General features: G+C 68.5%; 19 protein-coding genes. 8 read left to right on the top strand and 11 right to left on the bottom strand.

Annotated elements, in window-relative coordinates; translation table 11 throughout:
• The first annotated feature begins 91 nt into the window (after nt 1-91).
• Nucleotides 92-1123: a LacI family DNA-binding transcriptional regulator gene (locus GLO27_RS13170; RefSeq protein WP_021201719.1), complete on the top strand. Its 1032-nt coding sequence runs from the start codon at nt 92-94 to the stop codon at nt 1121-1123.
• 7 nt (nt 1124-1130) lie between these two features.
• On the opposite strand, the gene GLO27_RS13165 is transcribed toward GLO27_RS13170, so the two are convergent.
• Entirely contained in the window at nt 1131-2441 is a 1311-nt protein-coding gene (locus tag GLO27_RS13165; protein WP_167255274.1) for a glycosyl hydrolase, read from the bottom strand.
• 231 nt (nt 2442-2672) lie between these two features.
• Between GLO27_RS13165 and GLO27_RS13160 the strand changes: the two genes are divergently transcribed.
• Genes GLO27_RS13160 through GLO27_RS13145 form a run of 4 tightly spaced genes read left to right on the top strand, consistent with a single transcriptional unit; the run spans nt 2673 to nt 9063 of the window.
• Nucleotides 2673-3974 (top strand): extracellular solute-binding protein, encoded by a 1302-nt coding sequence (locus GLO27_RS13160; protein ID WP_021201717.1) that lies wholly within the window; start codon nt 2673-2675, stop codon nt 3972-3974.
• 3 nt (nt 3975-3977) lie between these two features.
• Nucleotides 3978-4904, top strand: a complete 927-nt coding sequence (locus tag GLO27_RS13155) for a sugar ABC transporter permease (protein ID WP_021201716.1) — start codon at nt 3978-3980, stop codon at nt 4902-4904.
• Complete coding sequence (locus tag GLO27_RS13150; RefSeq protein WP_136024635.1) at nt 4901-5836, top strand: carbohydrate ABC transporter permease; 936 nt, start codon at nt 4901-4903, stop codon at nt 5834-5836. The genes GLO27_RS13155 and GLO27_RS13150 overlap by 4 nt, the downstream gene beginning before the upstream one ends.
• Nucleotides 5833-9063: a GH92 family glycosyl hydrolase gene (locus GLO27_RS13145; RefSeq protein WP_167255272.1), complete on the top strand. Its 3231-nt coding sequence runs from the start codon at nt 5833-5835 to the stop codon at nt 9061-9063. Before GLO27_RS13150 ends, GLO27_RS13145 begins: the two co-directional genes overlap by 4 nt.
• 43 nt (nt 9064-9106) lie before the next feature.
• Here the strand turns inward: GLO27_RS13145 and GLO27_RS13140 are convergent, their stop codons facing one another.
• Entirely contained in the window at nt 9107-10033 is a 927-nt protein-coding gene (locus GLO27_RS13140; RefSeq protein WP_208323788.1) for an endo-beta-N-acetylglucosaminidase H, read from the bottom strand.
• Here GLO27_RS13140 and GLO27_RS13135 point away from each other — a divergent pair.
• Nucleotides 10021-10356 carry a hypothetical protein gene (locus GLO27_RS13135; protein ID WP_167254873.1) on the top strand — a complete coding sequence of 112 codons (336 nt, stop codon included), beginning with the start codon at nt 10021-10023 and terminating at the stop codon, nt 10354-10356. The genes GLO27_RS13140 and GLO27_RS13135 overlap by 13 nt on opposite strands.
• A 12-nt stretch (nt 10357-10368) precedes the next feature.
• Here the strand turns inward: GLO27_RS13135 and GLO27_RS13130 are convergent, their stop codons facing one another.
• Together GLO27_RS13130 and GLO27_RS13125 are read right to left on the bottom strand one after the other, a co-directional pair.
• Nucleotides 10369-12003, bottom strand: coding sequence for a fucose isomerase (locus tag GLO27_RS13130; protein ID WP_167255270.1), 1635 nt, complete (start codon nt 12001-12003; stop codon nt 10369-10371).
• Nucleotides 12000-13535 (bottom strand): FGGY family carbohydrate kinase, encoded by a 1536-nt coding sequence (locus GLO27_RS13125; protein ID WP_029259340.1) that lies wholly within the window; start codon nt 13533-13535, stop codon nt 12000-12002. The genes GLO27_RS13130 and GLO27_RS13125 overlap by 4 nt, the downstream gene beginning before the upstream one ends.
• A gap of 194 nt (nt 13536-13729) precedes the next feature.
• On the opposite strand from GLO27_RS13125, the gene GLO27_RS13120 reads away from it, so the two are divergent.
• A complete protein-coding gene (locus GLO27_RS13120) occupies nt 13730-14020 on the top strand; it encodes a hypothetical protein (protein ID WP_021201709.1) in 291 nt (96 codons plus the stop codon).
• 17 nt (nt 14021-14037) lie between these two features.
• Here GLO27_RS13120 and GLO27_RS13115 read toward each other — a convergent pair whose 3' ends face one another.
• Nucleotides 14038-15024 (bottom strand): LacI family DNA-binding transcriptional regulator, encoded by a 987-nt coding sequence (locus GLO27_RS13115; protein ID WP_021201708.1) that lies wholly within the window; start codon nt 15022-15024, stop codon nt 14038-14040.
• Nucleotides 15025-15181: 157 nt separating this feature from the next.
• On the opposite strand from GLO27_RS13115, the gene GLO27_RS13110 reads away from it, so the two are divergent.
• Nucleotides 15182-15979 carry a DeoR/GlpR family DNA-binding transcription regulator gene (locus GLO27_RS13110; RefSeq protein ID WP_021201707.1) on the top strand — a complete coding sequence of 266 codons (798 nt, stop codon included), beginning with the start codon at nt 15182-15184 and terminating at the stop codon, nt 15977-15979.
• Nucleotides 15980-16024: 45 nt separating this feature from the next.
• Here the strand turns inward: GLO27_RS13110 and GLO27_RS13105 are convergent, their stop codons facing one another.
• From GLO27_RS13105 to GLO27_RS13080, 6 genes are all read right to left on the bottom strand, one after another.
• Entirely contained in the window at nt 16025-16984 is a 960-nt protein-coding gene (locus tag GLO27_RS13105; protein ID WP_167255268.1) for a ketose-bisphosphate aldolase, read from the bottom strand.
• A 9-nt stretch (nt 16985-16993) separates the two neighbouring features.
• Nucleotides 16994-17650 carry a class II aldolase/adducin family protein gene (locus GLO27_RS13100; RefSeq protein ID WP_021201705.1) on the bottom strand — a complete coding sequence of 219 codons (657 nt, stop codon included), beginning with the start codon at nt 17648-17650 and terminating at the stop codon, nt 16994-16996.
• On the bottom strand, nt 17647-19158 hold the full coding sequence (locus tag GLO27_RS13095; RefSeq protein WP_167255266.1) for an FGGY family carbohydrate kinase: 1512 nt from the start codon (nt 19156-19158) through the stop codon (nt 17647-17649). The genes GLO27_RS13100 and GLO27_RS13095 overlap by 4 nt, the downstream gene beginning before the upstream one ends.
• Nucleotides 19155-20042, bottom strand: a complete 888-nt coding sequence (locus tag GLO27_RS13090) for a carbohydrate ABC transporter permease (protein ID WP_167255264.1) — start codon at nt 20040-20042, stop codon at nt 19155-19157. Before GLO27_RS13090 ends, GLO27_RS13095 begins: the two co-directional genes overlap by 4 nt.
• Nucleotides 20039-20929: a sugar ABC transporter permease gene (locus GLO27_RS13085; RefSeq protein WP_021201702.1), complete on the bottom strand. Its 891-nt coding sequence runs from the start codon at nt 20927-20929 to the stop codon at nt 20039-20041. The genes GLO27_RS13090 and GLO27_RS13085 overlap by 4 nt, the downstream gene beginning before the upstream one ends.
• A 79-nt stretch (nt 20930-21008) precedes the next feature.
• Entirely contained in the window at nt 21009-22325 is a 1317-nt protein-coding gene (locus GLO27_RS13080; protein ID WP_167255262.1) for an extracellular solute-binding protein, read from the bottom strand.
• Nucleotides 22326-22327 lie beyond the last annotated feature (2 nt).

The raw sequence follows: 22327 nt of genomic DNA, 5'->3' as shown, positions 1-22327 counted from the left end.
ATCTGGTGTACTAAAGCGATCTAGTCGAAGAGTCTAAGGCACGTCGGCGCTTCTTTCCCGAGGCTAAACCGATCAAGTAGGGTGAGGGACTATGAGCCCGGCGAAACGCGTGACGATCGCCGATATCGCGCGCATGGCGGGGGTCTCCCCCGGTGCGGTGTCGTTCGCGCTGAACGGCCGCCCCGGCGTGAGCGACGAGACCAGGCATCGCATCCTCACGATCGTCGAGGAGAACGGCTGGCAGCCGAGCTCCGCGGCGCGGGCACTCGTCGGGGCCCGCGCGAACACGGTCGGATTCGCCCTCGCCCGCCCCGCCCGCTCCCTCGGCTCCGAGGCCTTCTTCACCGACCTGATCGCGGGCATCGAGTCGCGGCTGTCGGAGAGCAAGGTGAGCCTGCAGTTGCGACTGGTCGCCGACATCGCGGAGGAGATGGAGGTGCACCGCCAGTGGCGCTCCTCCAACCAGGTCGACGGCTTCATCTTCATCGACCCCCGCGACGACGACCCGCGCATCGGACGCATCGAGGCCCTCGACGCGCGCGCCGTCATGATCGGGTCCGAGCCCTCCCCCGAAGGCTCGGTGCCGAGCGTCTGGATCGGCGACGACACGGTCGCCGAGACCCTCTTCTCCTACCTCGCCGCCCTCGGCCACGCCCGCATCGCCTACGTGGCCGGTCCGGCCGAACTCGAGCACACGCGACTGCGCGCCGAGGTGCTCGAGCGCATGACCGTCGACGGCCTCGAGGGCGAGGTCATCACGACCGACTTCTCGCCCGCCCGCGCCTCCGCCGTGACGCGGGCGCTGCTGTCGGGCCGGCAGCGACCGACGGCGATCGTCTACGACAACGACGTGATGGCCGTCGCCGGCCTGCGCGTCGCGCAGGAGATGGGACGCGCGGTTCCGCGCGACGTCTCGCTCGCCTCGTTCGACGACTCGGTGATCGCCGGTCTGATCAACCCCTCGATCACGGCGATGACGCGCGACACCTTCGAGCTCGGCGAACGCGCCGCCACTCTCCTGCTGCAGCAGATCGAGGCGGGAGCCAACCTGCCCAGCGTCGAGGGTCCGACACCCGTGCTCACCGCGCGCGAGAGCACGGCCCCGCCCTCCCGCCTCGGGTGAGCCGCCCTCAGCTCGGAACGACGGTGTTGACCGATCCGTAGGGGTCGACGACATCGGCCGATGCATCGGGACGGATGAGTCGGCGGATCCCCCGCGCATCGAGCGCAGTGGGATCGAGCGCGTCACGGGACGTGATCAGTGCGGGATCGAGGCCGGCGGCACACGCGTCGACCCAGGCCTGGAACACCGCTCCGCCGGGGCTCAGCGCCGCCCGGCTCACGGGAACCTCGCGCTCGTCGACGTCCACGACGATCGCGGTGTCTCTCGCGGGCGCCGCGACCCGTTGCCGCAGCTCGGGGATGATCTCGGCGAGCCGGCGGCCGATGGGCTTCGCTGCACCGTCCTGACCGATCAGACCGAGGGTGTACTCCAACTCGGGGAAGTCGCCGAGGTCACGGCTCACGTCATGCGAGCACCACCACGTGATGCCCCACAGATTCTCGGTGCGCACGGCGGAGCGCACCGTCGCCTCCAGGAAATCCGGCATCTCGTCATCGGCGAGGCAGTTCGAGGGCGCCCCGACCTCCTGCAGCCATACGACGCGGTCGGGGTCGGTCGCGAAGGCGCGGGAGAGCTCGATCAGGTACTCGGCATGGCGATCGGAAGCGACGGAACGGCCACCGTAGCGCTGCGCGGTGCCGTTGAAGATCCAGGAGTGGATCGTGGTCATCGCCCCCAGCCGCGAGGCATGCGCCGGGGTGAAGCCGTGACCGTCCATGTACCAGACGGCGTCGTACTCGCTGTGGACGTGCGGGAGCCCGGGCGCCGCGGTCTCCGCCGCCTGCAGCAGGGCCGAGATCCAGCCGCCGGCCTCGTCCTGCGTGACCGGCCAGGGAGAGGGATGCGTGTGCGCGGAGAACTGGTTCGTCTCGTTGCCGAGCGTCAGCCCGAGGAAGTTCGGAGCGTCGCGCAGACCCCGGGCGAGCCGGTCGACGAGCGCGACCTGACCTTCGAGCGCCCGCGGATCGGTGAACATGTTCTTGTCGTGCCACGTGTACAACCACGACGGCACGAAGTCGAAGCTCGACAGGTGCCCCTGGACAACGTCGATACTGGCGTCCATGCCGAACTCGCCGGCGATGTCGACGACGGCGCGCACATCGTCGATCGCCTTCTCGCGGATGAGAGTGCGGTTCGGCTGCAGCACGGTCCACAGCGGGAAGACGCGGACATGGTCGAGGCCGAGCTCGGCGAGGGCCGAGAAGTCGCGGCGCACGTCGTCGGGGGTGAAGTCGAGCCAGGAGTGCATCCAGTTCTTCGACGGCGTGTAGTTCGCCCCGAACCTCAGAGGAGCATCGAGGGCGCCGCGCTGCGTCATGTGTCAGGCCTTTCGGACATGCCCTTCGGCGAGGGCGGATTTCGCACCACTATAACGCTTGAGCAACAGGTGATCCACCCTGCGATGCCGGTCACCGGTATTCCGTCGACGGACCGTCTTGACAGGGAGGGGATCGGATGGTTTCATCTGCTAAAGCGTTGTAGTCCCCGGTGTGCGCAGGCCGCTGATCCGGACGTCACGCGGATTCGCCCGCCTCGAGGAAGAAGCACGATGAAAGTTCCCACACGCATTGTCGCTCTGGCAGCATTCAGCATCGGCGTTCTGGCGCTGACGAGTTGCACGGGAGGCGGGGGCTCTTCCGGCGCCTCGGGCCCCATCGACACCTCGGGCGAGCTCAGCGGCACGATCCAGTTCCAGACATGGTCGCTCAAGAACGAGAAGTTCACTCCCTATTTCGAAGACCTGATCGATGCCTTCGAGAAGGAGCACCCCGACGTCACCGTCGAGTGGCTCGACCAGCCGGGCGACGGCTACCAGGACAAGATCCTGAGCCAGGCGAACGCCGACACTCTTCCGGACGTGCTGAACCTCCCGCCCGACATCGCCTACCCGCTGGTGGCGGCGGGCAAACTGGTCGACCTGGAGACCGCCGATCCCGACCTGAAGTCGGGCTACAACACCGGCGCCTGGGAGGCCTACAGCCAGTACCCCGGCATGGAAGGCACCTACGGGCTGCCGTGGTACCTCTCCAGCGACGCGTCCTGGTGGAACCTCGCCCAGCTCGCTCCCTTCGGCGTCACCCAGGAGAACCTCCCGACCACCGTCGACGAACTCCTCACGCTCGCGAAGGACGTGGCGACGGAGTCCGGCGGAAAGGTGCAGCTCCTCTCCTCCATCCCGGCGCTGGACACCTTCACTGCCGCCGGCATGGAGGTCATCAACGACAAGGGCGAGTTCGACTTCAACACCGACGAGGCCGCCGCGATCATCGACAAGTACGCCGACGCGTACGCGGCGGGCGCGATGCCCGCCGAGGCGTTGACCGGCGACTACGGCGGGAATGCGGAGGCGTACATCCAGGAGAAGGTCGCCTTCACGACCGGCGGCACCGGTTTCACGACCGATCTGCAGAAGGACGCACCGGCACTGCTCGCGAGCACGGTGGCCACGCCGCGGCTCGGCATCGCGCCCCTGTACGTGCAGGGCCTCAACGTCTCGGCCGACTCCGACAACAAGGAAGCCGCACTCGCATTCGCGGAGTTCGCGACGAACCAGGAGAACCAGGTGGCCTTCTCGTCGCTCGCCGTCGGCACCGCCCCCGGCACCGCCGAAGGCGGCGACGAGGTCGTCGACAACATCGCCTCCACCGTCACCGACGAGAAGCAGCTCTCGGCGATCGATACCGTCTTCGGCGCGATGAAGGATGCCAAGGCGCTGCCGTTCCAGTGGACCTCCGACATGGCCACCTACATGACCCAGCAGATCGCCCTCGCCGTCAACGGCGAGGCGGACTCCAAGGCCCAGCTCGACAAGATCGTCGAGTACGCCAACGCCAACCGCGTGGACAAGTAAGCCATGCGTGCGAACACCGGCATCCGGGCCGGCAGGAAGACGATGAGAACCCATCGGTGGTTCACACCCTGGCTGCTCCTCGGGCCTGCCGTCGCCTGGGTGCTGGTGTTCGCGCTCTGGCCCTTCCTGAACACGGTCTTCCTCAGCTTCACCGATGCCCGGCCGCTGCGGAACCCCGAGTTCGTGGGCGGGGCGAACTACGAGCGCATGTTCGGCGACGAGATGTTCTGGAACGCCCTGACGACGTGCCTCATCTACGTGGTCGTGTGCGTGCCGCTGCTCACGATCCTCCCGCTGCTGCTGGCGCTGCTCGTGCAGAAGAAGCTCCCCGGCATCTCGTTCTTCCGCACCACGTTCTACTTCCCCGTGATCGCCTCGGTGGTCGTGGTCGCCCTCATCTGGACCTGGCTGTTCGACAGCCGTGGCATCATCAACCAGACGCTCGAGTTCCTCGGGCTGATCGACAAGCCGATGGCGTTCCTCGTCGACCGGTGGCTGCTGCTCGGCTGCGCGATCCTGCTCACGGTCTGGAAGGGCCTGGGCTACTACATGGTCGTGTACCTCGCGGCGCTCGGGAACGTCGGCAAGGAGCTGCACGAGGCCGCGATGCTCGACGGCGCCGGCTCGTTCCGCCGGTTCCTCTCCGTCACCATCCCCTCCGTGCGCGGCGCGATGCTGCTCATCTCGGTGCTCATCGCCGTGTCGGCGATGAGGGTCTTCGCCGAGCTCGACGTGCTGTCCAAGAGCACGGGCGGTCCCGGCGGATACGACATGTCGCTCGTGATGCTCATCCGTCAGGTGGGATCCGGTCTCAACGGGAACATCGGGTACGCCTCCGCCATCAGCGTGGCGCTGTTCCTGCTCACCCTCATCCCGCTCGTCGCGATCGCCGTCATGAATCGCGAGAAGAAGGCGAAGGTCTCCGCATGAGCACGCTCACGCCACCCCGTTCAGCGGAAGACGTCCGCGCCTCCGAGGAGCCGGCTGCACCGACCCGCGAGCGCATGTTCCGCCGCCGCGGCTCCGGCGACTTCAGCAAGCCGACCCTCGGCGGGCTGATCGGCCGATACGCGCTCCTCCTCTTCGTCCTCGTGATCGTCATCGGGCCGTTCCTCTGGCAGCTGTCGACCTCGTTCAAGGGCGCCCAGGAGAACATCTACTCCTTCCCGCCCGAGCTCATCCCGCGCGAGCCGACCCTGCAGAACTACACCAGGGTCGCCGACATCGTCCCGGTGTACCTGTACGCCTGGCACTCGCTGCTCGTCTCGGTCGGCACGGTCATCAGCAACGTGGTCCTGGCCACCTTCGCGGGCTACGCGCTGGGCTGCATGCGGTTCCGCGGCAAGTGGATCGTCATGGGGATCCTGCTCTCGACGCTGCTCTTCCCCGGCGAGGTCACGGTGACGAGCAACTTCCTCACGATCCGCGCCCTGGGCCTGGCCGACACCCTCTGGGGCGTCTTCCTCCCCGGCGCGATCAGCGCGATGAACGTGCTGTTGATCGCCACCGCCTGCCGCATGATCCCGAAGGACGTGCTGGATGCGGCGACCGTCGACGGTGCGACGACCTGGCAGCGCATCCGGCACATCGTGTGGCCGAACATCCGCGGCATGGTCTCGGTGGTCGCGATCTTCGCCTTCATCGGCGCCTGGGACGACTACCTCTGGCCGCTGATCGTGCTGTCCGACCCGTCGAAGTACACGCTGACGGTCGGGATGGCCTACCTGAACAGCAGCTTCTCGGTCGACCCGCGTCTGATCGCGGCCGGCACCATGATCGCTCTCGTGCCGATCGTCATCATGTTCTCGTTCACGCAGCGGTTCTTCTTCAAGGGCGTGCAGGAGGGCGCGATCAAGGGGTGAGCGCCGTGCATCTCACGCCGGCGGACGGGCCGGCAGATCCCCCGTCGTCCCGTCCCCGCTCGGGTGTGCTGTCGAGCCCGGTGCACGCCTTCGTGTTCGACCCCTCCGCCGGCGAGCAGCGGATCGACGTCCCGGGGTTCGACGATCTCGAGATCACCCCGGACACCGTGCTGCACTGGGCGTTCTACGCCGACGGTCCCGATGCGACCCTGGCCCCGCACGCGGCCCTCGCCGTGACCGTCGACGTGCGCCTCGCCGACGGCACCCGACTGAGCGATGTCGCCGCCGTGCGCGACCGCTACGACTTCCCTGTCACGGCGCAAGCACAGTTCGACGCCCGGTGGAGCCTGCCCGAGCAGTGGAACGCCGACACCGTCTCGCTCGCCCCTTCGGCACGCCACCGCGGTGTGGTCGAGCTCGTGCTCGGCACCGCTTCGCTTTTCCACGCCGCAGACCTCCCCGCCCGATGCACGGGCTACGTGCAGGTCGAGGTCGAGCAGAAGGCGCCGACGCCGGCCGACGTCGCGCCGGTGGAACGCGTCGACACCCGACGCGGCTCGCACTCCGGCCCGCGGTTCTCGCGCGGCAACACCATCCCGGCGGTCGCCCTCCCCCACGGATTCACGTTCGTCACGCCGGCGACCGATGCGGAGGACTCCCGATGGCCCTACCGCCCCTTCGTGCACGACGACCCGCAGGGGCGTCGTCTCGAAGCCCTGCAGTTCTCCCATCAGCCGAGCCCCTGGATCGGCGATCGTTCCGTGCTGCAGCTGATGCCGTTCCTCGGCACGCCCACCTCGCACCGCGCCGGCCGCCGCCGCTGGATCACTCGCGGTTCCGAGCGTGCGCGACCGCACGAGTACGCGGCGGAGCTCGGCGACGGCCTGCGCGTCGAGATGACCGCGACCGCGCACGGGGCCGTCTTCCGCGTGCACAGCGCAGACCCCGATGCCCCGGTCGGCTTCGTCATCGACCAGCTCACCGACGACGGGCACCTCGCCTGGACGGACGCCGAAGGATTCGAGGGGTGGATCCCGGAGGGATCCGAGGAGTGGGGGAATGCGCCCCGGTGCTACTTCGCGGGCGCCATCCTGCCTGCCAGGGGCGACGTGCAGGGGGCCGTGGGGGCTCCCGAGCACGGCCCGCTCGATGACGACGGACGCGGCGAGGTCGCGGGCTACGTCGCCGGACGCGGATCGCTCGAGGTGCGGATCGGCCTCTCCTTCCTGTCGGTGGAGCAGGCCCGGCATGCTCTGCAGACCGAGGCACCGCCCTCGGTGGCCTACGAGGAACTGCGAGACGCCGGCGCCGCCTCGTGGAATCGGCTGCTGTCGCGCGTGACGATCCCGCCGCTGCCCGACGCCGACCTTCCGTATCGCACGCTCGCCGACGAAGAGCATCGCTCCCGGATCGCCGGGGCGTTGCACCGCATGCACCTGTACCCCAACAGCGCGGCCGAGAACGTGGGCACCCCGGAGACGCCCGCCTGGCGGTTCGCCGATGTGTTCGCCGCACGACACCCCTCGGGCGAGGGCGCACCGGCCGTCGACGGGGAGCTCGTCGTGAACAACGGGTACTGGGACACCTATCGCACGGAGTGGCCGGCGCTCGCCCTGCTCGATCCGGGGCTCGCCGGTACGCTGCTCGACGGCCAGCTCGAGCAGTATCGCCGCGGAGGGTGGATGGCGAGATGGAGCGCGCCGGGGTACGTCGACAGCATGGTCGGCACCTCGAGCGACCAGATCTTCGCCGACGCGGCCCGCTGGGGCGTGGAGTTCGACCGGGTCGGCGCATTCGAGAGCGGGTGGCGGAACGCCTGCGAGCCGGGGCCGGACGCACGCCGCGGGCGCAAGGGCATCGCGAGGGGCCGATTCACGGGGTATATCTCCTCGGACGTACCGGAGGGCATGAGCTGGAGCATCGAGAACGCGGTGAGCGATGCCGCACTCGGCCGCTTCGCCGCGCAGCGGGCTTCCGACGTCGGATCCGGATCGGAATCAGCACGCTATCGATCCTTCGCCCGGTACTTCGCGAATCGATCCCGGTCGTATCGCACGCTGTTCGACGAGGGCACGGGGTTCTTCCGGGGAAGGGACGACAGCGGTGCGCGAACCCCCGGATTCGATCCGCGATCCTGGGGCGGAGACAACGTCGAGACGAATGCCTGGGGCATGTCGGTCGGGGCTGTGCACGACGGAGCAGGCATCGCCGAGCTCTACGGGGGTCCAGCGGGCCTCGGCCGCCACCTCGACGCCCTCTTCGCGGAGCCGGAGACCGCGGACGAACGGTTCGGCGGCGCGTACGGCACCGTCATCCACGAGCAACGCGAGGCGAGGGCGCTGCGTTCCGGGATGTGCGCGATCTCGAACCAGCCCGCTCACCACATCCCCTTCATGTACGCGTTCAGCGATCGCCCGTGGCGGTCGGCGCCCCTCGTGAACGAGCTCGCCGGACGGCTGTTCGCCGGCGGGCACATCGGCCAGGGTTTCCCCGGCGACGAGGACAACGGCGAGATGAGCGCGTGGTGGCTGTGGGCGGCGCTCGGGCTGTACCCGCTCGAGCTCGCCTCCGGACATCTGCGGATCGGATCACCGCTCTTCGACGACATCCGCGTGGATCGCGGCGACGGCTCGACCCTGCGCATCCGGTCCCGACGCTCCTCCCCCTCGGCCCACGTGCTGCAGGAGGCGCGACTCGACGGGGCCCCCTTGGCGTCGGCCACGCTGCCGATCGACGCTCTCGGCGGCGACGCCGTGCTCGACCTGGTCTTCGGCGTCGACCCCGTGTGCGCGCTCGAGACGGGCGAGCCGACTCCGCGCGACACCCCCGAACCCTGGCGCGCGGACCTGACATCGACCGGGGGCGAGGTCATCTCCTCCGCGGCGCTCGCGCACCCCGAGCGCGTCTTCGACGACGGGGATCCGGTGGGCGATCCCGGCGTCACCCTCCGCGCCGGGGAGTGGGTCGGGTGGCGGTTCCCCGAGCCGCGCGGCGTCAGCGACCTCAGTGTGACGACGACGGCCGCCTCGAACTCGTCTGCACTGGGCTGGGAGATCCTGGGAGCGGACGAGAACTGGACTCCCGTGACGACGACGCATCAGGAGGCTCTGCTTCGCGATCGCACGACGCCGTTCACGCTCACCGACCGGGTCGTGACCCCGGCGCTCCGCGTGCGTGCGGAGGCCGAGGTCACGATCCGTCAGCTCGAGGTGTTCGATCTGGACTGAGCACTCGAGACGGCACGTGGCCGGCTCGCGGCATGTGGCCGGATCACGGCGCAGCCGTGTACTGCGTCGCCTCTCCCTTGAGCTGCTGCGTGATCCCGGACAGCAGCGCGGACTGGTCCGTCGCGGTGAAGTTGTACGCGACGTACACGCCGTACCCGTCGGCCACCGTGCGCTCGGCGAAGTCCGTGGCCGTCGACGAGCTCACGTTCGCGAGGTCGATCGCCGCAGCCCCGAGGCGGGTCTTGTCCCCGAAGCCCGGGATGGTCGGCGCGTCGTACGTGGGGTAGTAAGGGTTCCAGGCGTAGTCGATCACGCCCGCGACGTCGAACTGACTGAAGTCGGTCACGGTGTACGTCTCGCCGATCGCGTACAGGCTGATGATCTTGTCGGGGCCCAGGCGATCGCGGAGAGCCGTCGCCAGCCATCCGAACGACTGCGCGTTGGGCTGCGGCGTGCCGTCGACTCCGTACTGCGCGTACTCGTCATCGAAGTCGATGCCGTCGAGCCCGTAGGTCGTCACCGCGTCGGCGAGTTGGGCGGCGAAGGCATCGGCTTCTTCGTACGAGGTGAAGTTCGCGAATCCCGCCCCCTGATGGTTGCCGAGCACGGAGAGCAGCACCTTGGTGCCGCGCGCCTGGACAGGGCGGATCTGGTTCTCAGCATCGTCGAGCGTCGCGGTGACGCGGTCGTTGAAGTGCAGGTATGCCTTCTCGCCGTCGTAGTTGATGTTGGCGGCGAAGATGATCGCCATGTCGACGGCGGGCTTGCCCGAATCCGCCAGCGTGTAGTCGGCCACGTTCGCTAAATCGTTCGAGTTCACCTCGACGTACGCCACCACCTTCGGATCGGTCGCGGAGCTCTCGGCGACAGCCGGCGAGGCGGCGACGGCTCCGACCGTGGCGAGCGCCACCCCGGCGAGCGCCGCGAGCCCCTTTCGGAACCGGTGAATCTTGACGTGTGACTGAGTCATGGCAGATCGTCTCCTTCTTCATCGATATCGAGACCCGGCCGCATCGGTGCGACCTGCGGCCGACTATATCGCTTAAGTGGACGGAGGTGAAGAAGTCGATCGGCAGGTGGTTCCTCTCCTCCTGCACCGGGACGGCAGACGGCGACCTCCCCACAACGACTGGGGACGTCACCCACGGACACCGGAATACCGCGACAACCTGGCCGCTCCTCTCGGCGCGCATCGACGGCGTCGACGGTCGACTCGGACGCATCGAATCGACGCTCGGCGACCTCGACACGGAGCTGACGAATCTCGCGACGCGTTTCTGGCGATCGCAGTAGCTCCCGAGCCGATCAGACCGCCACGTCTCCCACCAGGTTGACCTTGATGCCCATGCCGGCGAACATCGCGGCCTTCGCGATCAGGGCCTTGTCGGCCGTCTCGGCATCCGGGGCGTAGACCAGCTGCGCGTGGTTGGCCTTGTGGCGGGCCATGAACTGGTCACGCGAGATGCCGTGCAGCACCACGTGCGCGATCGGCCATTCCGGGTTGGTGGCGTCCTTGCGCCGCTGCGTCTCCTCGGCAGGAAGCTCGACGACCGAGGCGCGGAAGATGTCGGCCTGCAGGATCCCCTCGGCGATGAACACCCGCGACAGCACGATCTCACCCGGCTTCGAGACGCCGTTGATGGTCGCACCGCCGGCCGGGAAGAACACGTGGCCCTGGCGCCAGCCCTCGGCGTTCTGCCACCCGCCCAGGTGCGAGGCGGGCACCGAGCCGGAGATCTCGTAGACCCAGACGAACTGCCCGTCGTAGTCCTCACCCCAGCGCACGTCGTGCAGGGTGTTGTCGGGCACGAGACCCATCGCGCGCCACACCCGGTCGGTCACGAGCGCGTCGACCGCGACCCCCTCGTCGGCTTCGTTGAAGTGCGGGAACGCGCGCCCCTCGTGCAGCACGCGTGAGCCGTCGCGCGAGGTGACGGGCGGCCGCTCGGTCGAGTTCAGGATGCCCTCGGCCAGGTCCGACGCCGGCACCAGGTCCTTGAGCCCCTGCTGGTACTGGATGCCGACCGCATCGAGTCCGAAGTCGTCGGCGATGCGGAGCGCGGCGATGTACATCTTCAGCTGCCACTGCACCTGTTCGCGCGTGAGCTCGGTGACGGCGTCCTCGCCGTAGCGGAACGTCATGCCCGCATCGATCAGCCAGTCGTAGGCGGCATCCGCCTCGTCCTCGGTGACGTTCAGCATCTCGGCGTACAGCGCCGACTGCGACAGCCGCTCCTTGTAGATGCCGGTCCCGTTGAGCAGCTCGTCGTCGAAGATCGCGTTGTACATGCCCATGCATCCTTCGTCGAAGACGCCGATGATCGCCTTCTCGGCGCGCAGCTCGGCCGCGAGCGCCTCACCCAGCTGCTTCTCGGGGCTCTCCGGCAGTGCGGGCAGTGCGCGCACGTGCGAGGCGTCGTGGGCGATGGCACCGGTCTCGGTCCATTCCCTGATGCCGTCGGTGAACCACTGATCGGTGAAGTCGACCGACCACGTCGTCGCATAGGGCTTGTCCATCTTGGTCAGCCCCGCGTTCAGCCCGAGCAGCCCGACGAGTCCTGGCCAGTCCCCCGCGAAGTTCGCGACGGTGAGGATCGGCCCCTCATGCGACCGCAGACCGGCGAGCACGTGGTGGGAGTACTGCCAGTTGGCGATGGCGACGACGAGGGGAGCATCGACGGGGATGCTCTTGAACACCTCGAGTCCCATCCGCTGGCTCGAGATGAAGCCATGGCCGGTCTCGGGGTCGACGCCGAACGGGCGGATGACTTCCCAGCCGAGCGCGTTCAGCACACCGGTCACGCCGCTCTCCAGCTCGACCTGCGTCGGCCAGCCGGCGACGTTCGCCGACTCGCGCAGGTCTCCGGACGTGATGATGTATGCCGTCTTCGGCGCGGTGGCCGGACGGGTCGCCGGCGTCGGCAGGGTGTAGGTGGTCATGATGCCTCCGGGGCGGTGGGGGTCGGGTTGTCGATGGTCGCGGGCGTGCCGCGCTGGGCAGCGGCGAGTTCGTGGACGACGGGCTTCGACCCCTCGTACAGCCGCACGTAGCGGTCGAAGAGGGCGTCGTAGAGCGGGCGCACCGCCTCGTCGGGGTGGATGCGCTCGGAGATCGGGTTCCAGTCGGCGATGACCGGAGTCCCGTCTGGTGCGGCCGTCGCGGTCGCGGCGAGGAATGCCGCCCCGTAGCTCGCCCCGATCGTGGTCGCGGGCACCTCCTGCACGAGTCCGGTGACATCGGACACGATCTGCAACCACAAGCGCCCCTGGGTGCCGCCGCCGACCGCGACGATGCGGAGGATGTCCGCACCCGCCGCGCGCATGGTCTCGACGTTGTGGCGCACCCCGAGAGCCGTGGCCTCGAGCGCGGCCCGGTAGAGGTCACCGCGGGTGTGGTCGAGCGTGAGTCCCGCGATCACCCCCCGGGCGTCCGGGTCCTGGATCGGCGTGCGTTCGCCCGCGAAGTAGGGCAGGACGAGGAGGCCCCGCGCTCCGGCCCCCGAGGTCTCGGCTTCGGCGAGCAGCTCGGGATAGTCGGCGCCGGTCAGCCCCACGAGCCAGGCCGTCAGCGCGCCCGAGGTCGAGAGGCCGCCGGCGAGGTTGCGGGTGCCGGCGAAAGCACCGGCCGTGGTCCACATCGATGGCGTCCGCAGCGTCTCGGCACCGTTCGTGAAGACCATGAACATCGTGGTGCCGTACATCAGCATCAGGTCGCCGACCTCGTGCGCGCCGACGCTGACGGCCTCGGTCCAGGCGTCGATCGTGCCCGTGATCACGGGAGTGCCTGCGGGGATTCCGGTGAGCGCCGATGCCTCGGCCGTGACTTCGCCGGCGACATCTCCCGCCCACTGCAGAGTCGGCTGCTCGACATGCGCCGCGTATCGGTCCCACCAGGGGCCGTGCCAGCATTCGCCTTCGATGTCATAGAGGGGGGACACCTGACTGGCGGACTGGTGATCGAGCACGTAGGCGGCGGTGAGCTTGCGCACGAGCCACGTCGCGGGCATGTACAGCCGCCGCGCCCGTTCCCACGCCGCGGGCTCCTCGTCGGCGACCCAGGCGATCTTCGGTCCGCCCGCCTGCGAGGTCAGCGTCGACCCGCCGATGCGGGTGATGTCGTCGACGCCCAGCTCCCGGGTGAGGCGCTCGATCTGCACGGTCGAACGGGTGTCGACGCCGTACAGGATCGCCGGGCGCACCGGGACGTCATGCTCGTCGGCGAGGAGGATGCAGGGGCCCATTCCGCTGACGCCCACGCCGACGATCTCAGCGTCCGGGACTGCGGCGAGCAACTCCCCCGAGATCGCGACGAACTCGTCCCACCAGATCGCGGCGTCCATCTCGACCCAGCCCGTGCGCGGACGATCGACATCGTGCGCCCTGGTCGCCGATGCCAGGATTCCACCGCCGGCATCCACCAGCACGCCCTTGCTGCTGGACGTGCCGATGTCCACCCCGAGGGTGCAGCGCATGGAGTCCTCCTCGTGCCCGGACGACGGAGTCCGGGCTTCATCGCCACTTTACGCGAAATCGATTTCATGACGCAAGGCGCGAGTCGTCCTGCACCACTCACGCCGAAGGGTGATGCGCCCACCGACCGCAGCTTTCTGGCTGACCAGGACCGGAATACCGTGACATTCTGGGCACCCCGAATCAGACTGGAGGCATGCGCTTGGACGACCCGCAGGTATGGACGCTGATCGGCGTGTTCACGACCATGATGCTCGGCGGCATGACCCTCATGACGATGCAGTTCAGCCGGGTGATCCGCGCCGAGGTCGGCGGCCTGCGCGGCGAGCTGCGGGGCGAGATCGGCGGACTGCGCGGCGATCTGAGCGGGCGGCTGGAGAGTCTCGAGGGCCGGCTCACCGGCCGCATCGACGCCCTGGAGCACAAGGTCGACAGCCTCGACAAAGAGGTGGCGAACCTCGCGACGCGGTTCTGGCGCTCGCAGTAGCCGGCCCGACCGCCCGCTCAGCTCCGCACGGCGCTCGCGGGCTGAAGCTCGTTGCGCAGCACGACCGTGCGCGCCGGCTGGGTATCACCCTTGATCCGTTCGAGCAGCATCCGCGCCGCGGTCACACCCATGTGCCGCGCCGGAAGGCGCACCACGGTCACGACACTCGGCGAGAGCGTCGTGAACGGCAGCGAGCCGATCACGGCGACACCCACGTCCGGCGGGGTGAGTCCGTGCTCCGTGAGCACCTGGATCGCTCCGACACCGATCAGATTGTTGCCGGCCACCACCGCATCCGGAGGTTCCGGGAGGGCGAGCAGTTCCTCCATCGCGGCACGCCCGCCGTCGACGCGGAACGTCGCGAAGCGCTCGAGGCCGTCGAGGGCGAGATCGGGATATGCCGCGGCGAGCGCGGAACGCCATCCCGCAGCGCGCTCGGCGGCGGTGTCGATGTGCGCGGGCCCTCCGATATAGGCGATGCGACGGTGCCCGGCATCGATCAGACTCCGCGTCGCCGATGTGCCTGCCGCCCGATTGGCCATCACCACACCGTCGATGTCGTAGGTCGTGCTGCGGTCGACGGCCACGACCGGCCGGCCGGTGGCGAGGAGGCTGTCGAGGTCGGAGTGCTCATCAGCGGTCGCGATGATCACGCCGGACATGTTCTCGGCGATCGCGATGCGGAGGTACGTGGCCTCCTTCTCCACCTGCGCATCGGAATTGCAGAGCACGACGGAGTACCCGGCCTCCGAGGCGACATCCTCGACCCCTCTCGCCATCTCGGTGAAGTACGGGTTCTCGATGTCGGGGATCACGAGGGCGATGACCTCGGAACTCTGTCGACGCAGCGAGCGGGCGGCCCGATTGGGCGTGAAGTCGAGCGTCGCGGCGGCCGCACGGACGGCGGCGACCTTCTCGTCCGACACGCTCGTGCCGTTGAAGACGCGCGAGACCGTCGCGGGCGAGACGCCGGCGAGCGCGGCGACGTCGTAGATCGTTGCCATGCGCTCCTCTGCTTCCCGCCGACTGCTGCTGCCCCGGCTCGCCCGCCGACAACGCCCGGATGATGCGGCAGCCGGGTGGTGCAACAGGTGCAACAGTATCGCGCGGCGCCGGCGGCGCACCCGTCGGCTGCTCCGCCGTCCCGAGTACGCTGAGGGGATGCCAGAGTGGTCGCAGACGGTCCCCGCAACGGTGCGGCGCGAGCAGATCGTGTCGATCATCGAGCGTCAGGGCTTCGCCCGCGTGCAGGAGCTGAGCCGCACCCTCAGCGTGTCCGAGGTCACGGTGCGCAGCGACCTCGACCTCCTCGCCGAGGAGAACGTCATCCAGCGCGTTCACGGCGGAGCGATCTCGGGCATCAAGTCCACCGCCCACTCCCCGGACTACGAGCGGGCCCTCACGCGCGCCGTCACCGAGAAGCGACGCATCGGCAATGCTGCGGCCGCGCTGGTCGAGAGCGAGATGGCGATCCTGCTCGATGCCGGGACGACGACGCTCGCGATCGCCCGCGCCCTGCGAGCCCGGGAGGATCTGCGCGGCGTCGTGGTGTTCACCAACTCCCTCACGATCGCGCTCGAGCTCGGCGTCGCGGAGCCGCACCAGATCACTGTCGTCGTCACCGGCGGCACCGTGAACTACAAGCAGCGCTCGCTCATCGACCCGATGGGCGACATGTTCATCGGGTCCGTGCACAGCGACATCTGCTTCATCGGCTGCAACGGGGTGTCGGAGCGGGGGTTCACGAACTCCAGCCTCCCCGAGGTCACCATGAAGAGGCGCTACCTCGACTCGGCGGCGCGGGCCATCGTGGTCGCCGACAGCTCGAAGATCGGCAAGAGTCAGGTGATCCAGGTGGCTCCGCTCGCGCGCGTCGACGTGCTGATCACCGGCGTCGAAGCGCCTCCGGCCGAGCTGGAGACGCTTCGAGAGGCCGGACTCGCGATCGAGCTCGCCTGACCTGCGAGATCCAGCTCGTCACGCCTCACCCGCGGGGCCGGCGCCTCAGGCGCGACCCGAGGAGCCGAACTCACGCATGCGCTGCGTGACCATCGCCCGGAATGCGCCCATCGCGGGGCGCAGCTGCTCGCTGGGCTCGACCACCGCGGGGTTCTCCTGCAGGAATGTGCGCAGCGCGGCACTCCAGGCCAGGTGGGAGTCGGTACCCTGGTTGATCTTGCGGATGCCTGCGGCGATCCCCTCCGCCTTCTGCTCAGGCGAGATCCCGTACGAGGGCCGCACGTCACCGCCGTGTGCGTTGATCCTGGCGACCGCCTCGGCGGGCACCGACGAGGAACCGTGCAGCACCAGGAAGGTGTCCGGCAGACGTCCTCTGATCTCCGAGATGAGGCCGAGCCGCAGCCGTTGGCCTCCGGCCTCGTCAGTGAACTTGACCGAGCCGTGACTCGTGCCCACTGCCACCGCGAGTGCGTCCACCCCGGTCTGTTCCACGAACTCGACGGCCTGATCGGGGTCGGCGAACACGATCTCCTCGAGCACCCCGGTGACACCCGCCTCCGCCCCGCCGATCGTGCCGAGCTCGCCCTCGACGCTCACACCGAAGGGCACGGCCGCCTCGACCACCCGGCGCGTGAGCGCCACGTTGTCGGCGAAGGAGGCGGGTTCATCGGTGCCGCTCGCTCTGCTGGCGTCGATCATCACGCTGGTGAAGCCGTGGTCCATGGCCCGCGCGCAGTCGTCATGGGTGCGCCCGTGATCGAGATGCAGCACTGCGGGGACATGCTCGTATTCGGCGACCAGACCCCTCAGGCGGTGCCACCAGCGCGATTCGTCGTCGTAGGCGGACATCCCCGCGATCGCCTGCACGATCACGGGCGAACGCTCCGTCTCGGCGGCATCGAGCACCGCGATCGCCTGATCGATGCTCGACACGTTGAAGGCGCCGACGGCGTAGCCGCCCGCGTCGGCGTCGGCGAGCACGGTACGCAGAGTCTGCAGTGCCATCCGCGATCCTCAGAGCGACTCGGTGATGCCGAGCGTGTCGTAGTCGAGCACGATCGGGGTGTCGGTGAGCGCGCGGGCGTACGCCTGCACCTTGGCCGCCGACTCCACCGCGACACTGGTCTTGAACGCGTCACGCAGGTTCGGCCCGACCGTGAGCAGGCCGTGGTTCGCCCACACTACCGCGTTGAGGTCGCCCATCGCGTCGCACATGTGCTCGCCGAATTCGGTGTTGTTGCTGAGCTCGAACGGCATGATCGGCACGTCGCCCTTGGTGTAGATCACCATGTTCACCAGCGTCCCGAGGATCGGCGACCCCACGACGCCCCAGACGTTGGAGAACACCGGCTCGGAGTGCACGATCGCGTTCACGTCGGGTCGACGCCGGTAGACGGCCATGTGCACGGTGACCTCGCTCGACGGCCCGAGCCGTCCGTCGATCACCTCGCTGTCGCCGTTGACGAGCACGATGTCATCGGCGCTCATCTTGTCGTACTCGAGGTCGGTCGGCGTGATCAGGAACCGGTCCTCGACGCCGGGAACGCGGATGCTGATGTTGCCCTGCGTGTTGAAGTTGAGTCCGTACTCCATCGAACGCAGGCAGTAGTCGAGGATCTCCTCGCGCGCGGCGTCGATGTCGAAATCGAGCTGGAGCGTCGTCTCGGTCATTTCGTGTTCTCCTTCTGGTGGGGCGGTTTCTGGGTCGGCCACGATGGCCGGGCCAGGTGCGGCGCGATGCCGCGGGTCACGTCGTAGAGGGCGGCGTAGGCGGCTCGCTGCGCGGCGTACCACTCGCCCGATGCGGGGTCGGGCTCGGCCGCAGCCGCGGGGTCGGGGGCGACGAGGAGATCCGAGGAATCGGCGCCGAGACCGCGGAGCGCGAGCATCGCCGCCCCACGGGCGGATGCGTCACGGGCGACCGGCGTGAGTCGCGTCCCGGCCGCGGCGGCACGGGCGGAGAGCGCCTCGGCGTTCTCGGAACCTGCGCCGGTGACCTGGAGGTCATCGACGCGGACCCCGTGGCGGTCCAGGGCCGCGATGATCTTGTGGAACTCGAAGCCTGCGGCCTCCACGACGGCTCGCGCCAGTTGCGGCACGGTCGTGTCGAGCGTGAGGCCGTGGATCGTTCCGCGCGCGGAGGGGTCGTTGTCGAGGGTGCCGGAGCCGGCGAGGTACGGCAGCACGAGGAGAGAGGGCGGATCCTCGGCGAGCGCGCCGAACACATCGCCGACGTCACGGCCCAGGAGGGTCGCCAGCCATTCCAGCGCCCATCCGCCTGCGGCGGTTCCGGCGAGGGTGATCCATGTCTCGTCATCGAGTCGGTAGCTGGCGAAGCCGGTCGACTCGAGTCCACGCGGGCGTTCGCGGGTGGCGACGGAGAGGCAGTCGCTCGACCCGAGCGCGATCACGGACCGCACTCCCGCCTCTCCACCGGCGCCGAGGAAGGCAGCCGCCTGGTCGTGCGTGCCGGCAACCAGGCGCGTGCCGGGTGCGACGCCGAGCACGGCAGCCGCCTGGTCGTGGACGCCGGCGATCACGGTTCCCGATGCCACGGGGACCGGGAGCCGGTCTTCCCGCACCCACGGGGCGGAGGCGGCCACGGCTTCGAGGATCTCGCTGCTCCATTCGCCTCGATCGACGTCGAGGATGCCGGTACGCGCGGCCTGACCGAGGTCGATGGCAGCGACACCGCTCCACCGCTCGGCGACCAGATCCCCGATGCAGCGGTAACCCGCGGCCGCAGACCAGGCATCATCGCCGGCCATGATCTTGAAGACCGAGAACATCCCGTGCAACGGCTGTCCGGTGATCGCGGTGAAGCGGCCGTCTCCGAGCCGCGCACCCAGCACGGCGGCGTGTTCGATGCCGCGCGTGTCCATGCTCACCGCCACCGGAGCGAGCGGTACGCCGGCCCCGTCGACAGGCACGACGGCCTCGCCGAGCACGCTGAAGCCGATCGCCTGCACCGCGTCGCCGAGTTGCTCTGCCTCCGCCGCCGCTGCGCGCACCACGCTCTCGGCGGCGACGATGATCTCCTCGGCATCGAGCTCGACGCGCCCGCGACCGTCGCGCCGCAGCATCAGCGGTGCCGACGCCCCACCGAGCGTCCGTCCGTCTGCGGCGAAGGCGACGGCCCGCACGCCACTGGTTCCGAGATCGAGGCCGATGACGCTCATTTGATCGCTCCCGACAGGCCGTTCACCAGGTACTTCTGGATGAAGACGAACAGCAGCACGACCGGGATGGAGATCAGCACCAGGATCGCGAACAGTGCCCCCGGCTGTGACAGGTACATGCCGCGGTAGGCGAGCGGCACGAGGGTGAGCGGCTTGAGCTCGTTGTCGCCGAGCGTGACGAGCGGCAGCAGGAAGTCGTTCCAGCTCATCATCGTCTGCCACACCGCGACCACGGCGAGGGCGGGCTTGCCGAGCGGCAGGTAGATGCGCCAGAAGATCTGCCAGCTGTTCGCCCCGTCGAGTCGTGCGGCCTCGTAGGTCTCGAGCGGGATCGCGAGGTAGGAGGTGCGGATGATGATGACCGCGAACGGCAGGCCGAGTGCGCTGTACACCAGGACGAGCCCGAGGAGGTTGTTGTACAGCTGCATCGACTGCAGGATGCGGAACGTCGCGACCACGATGCTCGACATCGGGAGGATCAGCGCGAGGATCAGCACCCCGAAGATCAGGGCCTTCAGCGGAACCCGCAGTCGGGCCAGGGCGAAGGCGGTCATCGATCCGAGCAGACAGACCAGCAGCACCGAAGGCACCGTGATGAGGAGGCTGTTGAGCAGGTGCAACAGGATCGGGTTCTGGTCCCAGATCGTGAGGTAGTTCTTGACGCTGAATTCCGCGGGGAACAGCCCGAAGAACTGCGTGCCGGGGTTGTTCGGCGGCATCATCGAGAGCCCGACGACCATGATGATCGGTACGAGCCAGAGCACGGCGAGCGGCATGAGCACGAAGTGCAGCCAGCCGACGCGGCGTCCGGGAGCACCGTGACGGTGACGGCCGACGGTGTCCTTCGGGACGATCAGGGTGCGGGTCTCGCTCGTCGCGGTCATTTCTCGTCTCCTGTGATGAATCCGGCGCCGAACACCCGCACCATCGAGAGCGAGCTCACGACGGCGACGACGAGCAGCACGACGCTGATGGCCGAGGCGTACCCGACGTTCTGCAGCTGGAACGCCTCCAGGAACGCGAAGGTGGGCAGCATCTCCGACGCGTGGTTGGGTCCGCCCTGCGTGAGCACGTAGACGAGCTCGAAGGTCTTGAGCGAACCGATGATCCCGAGGAGCACGAGCGACAGTGTGGTGGTCTTCAGCAGGGGGAACGTGATCCGCACCATGGTCTGGAAACCGTTGGCGCCGTCGATGCGCGCCGCCTCCACGAGGCTGGGATCGATCAGCTGCAGCCCCGCGAGGTAGAACAGCATCGAGAACCCGGTCCACATCCAGACGTTCACGAAGATCACCGCGAAGATCGCCGTCTGCGGATCGGCCAGGTAGTTGCCGCCGAGGAAGGTGAGCCCTGTGGCCTTGCCGATGGCGGTGAGCACGCCGTTGAAAGGGTCGAGGATGCGCTGCCACACGATCCCGACCACGACCGGCGAGAGGATCGCGGGGATGAAGAAGATCGCCCGGTAGATCGTGCTGCCGCGGAGCCCCTGGTTGAGGGCGACGGCGAGGAGGAAGCCGATCACGCCCTGGGGCACGATCGTCAGCACGATCCAGAACGCCGAGTTGCGCAGCGTGATGAGGAACGTCGGATCCTGGAACAGCTCCAGGTAGTTGCCGATGCCGACTGCCGTGCCGACGTTGACACCGTCCCAGTCGAGCGTGCTCGCCTGCACGTTGTACACGATCGGGTACACGACGAATACGGCGAACAGGATGAGGGTCGGTGCCAGGAAGGCGAGGCCGACCAGCCGCTCTCTCGTCAGGATCTTCATGCGCGCTCCTCTCGGCGCAGGGTCCGGGGAAGAGGTCCCGGACCCTGCACGAACTCCACTGCTGCCACAGGTTCCTGAGCTACAGGGTGTCCTGGACGGCCTGGACGGATTCCGCTGCCTCCTGCGGAGTGGCGTCACCGGTCGCGATGGCGGCGAGCGCATCGGCCACGGCCTGGTCGAGCTTGGGCGACTCGAAGTAGCGCGAGTACTTCACCTGCGGGAGCCACTCGTCGACGAACAGGTTCCAGATCTGCTCCTGCTTCTCGCTCGTGAACTTCTCCGGAGCGAGACCGGTGACGGCGGGGACATCGTTCATGGTGTTGACGAGCTTCTGCGCGGCGGAGCCGGCGATGAAGTCGGTGAGCACGTTGCAGGCGAGGTCGGGGTTGGCCGTGTTCTTCGAGATGCCCAGGCTCACGTCGATGCCGCCGACGAACTGCGGCTCGGCGGCACCGCCGGGGATGGTCGGGAACAGGAACGGCTCGTACCCGGACATGCCCTCCGACAGCGGCGGGATGTCGGACTTGGTCGGGTCGGACTGCTGGATCCACCAGGCACCGAGGGGGATCATGGCGGCGTTGCCCGCCTCGAACTGGTTCACCGCCGACGGGTAGGCGTCGAGGCCGATCGCACCGTCCTGGGCGATGCCGTCGGAGAACAGCTTGCCCCAGTACTCGAACGCCTTCACGATGGCCGGGTCTGTCCATTGCACGGAACCGGCCTCTGCCTCATAGACGGTTCCGGGCGAGACGTTGTTGGCGATCTGCAGGAAGACGACGTTGCGCAGCCAGGAGTCTTTCGCGGGCAGGAGGAACGGGGCGGCGTCGCCACCGCTCAGGTCCTTCGTGGTCTGCACGAGCTCGTCCCAGGTCTTCGGCACACTCAGACCGGCGTCGTCGAAGATCTCGGAGTTGGCCCAGAGGTTGACCGTCTGGGTCAGGATGGGGAGCGAGTAGAAGTTGTCGTCGCCCTCGGGGTTGCCCATTCGGGCCTGTTCGATGCCGATCGGGTAGAACTTGCTCTGCCAGTCGTCACCCCAGGTCTCGGCGGCGCAGTCCTGCAGAGGCATCAGGTTCTCGCGGTACTGCTGGGTGAGCGCTCCGGGCTGCAGGCCGAGCACGTCGGGCATCGTGTTCGAGCTGGCACGGCTCTGCAGGTCGACGAGGTACTCCGGGTAGTTGAAGATCGTCGCGTCGATCTTCGATCCGTCGTTCTCCGCTTGGAAGGCCTCGATCATCTGACGGGTCGTCTGCTCGATCGGGCTCCACGAGCGGAACGTGATGGTGTCGCTGGAGGCGTTTCCCGACGCGTCCGGCGCTGCGCCGCCGGCGCAGGCGGTGACTCCGAGGGCGGTGATGACCGTGGCCACTCCCGCCAGGCTCCTCTTGAGCTTCATCT

This window comes from Microbacterium sp. Be9, assembly GCF_011754135.1.
GTDB classification, from domain to species: Bacteria; Actinomycetota; Actinomycetes; order Actinomycetales; family Microbacteriaceae; genus Microbacterium; species Microbacterium maritypicum_A.
The sequence above is the reverse complement of the archived record's forward strand: the minus strand, read 5'-3'. Positions and strand labels throughout refer to the sequence as shown.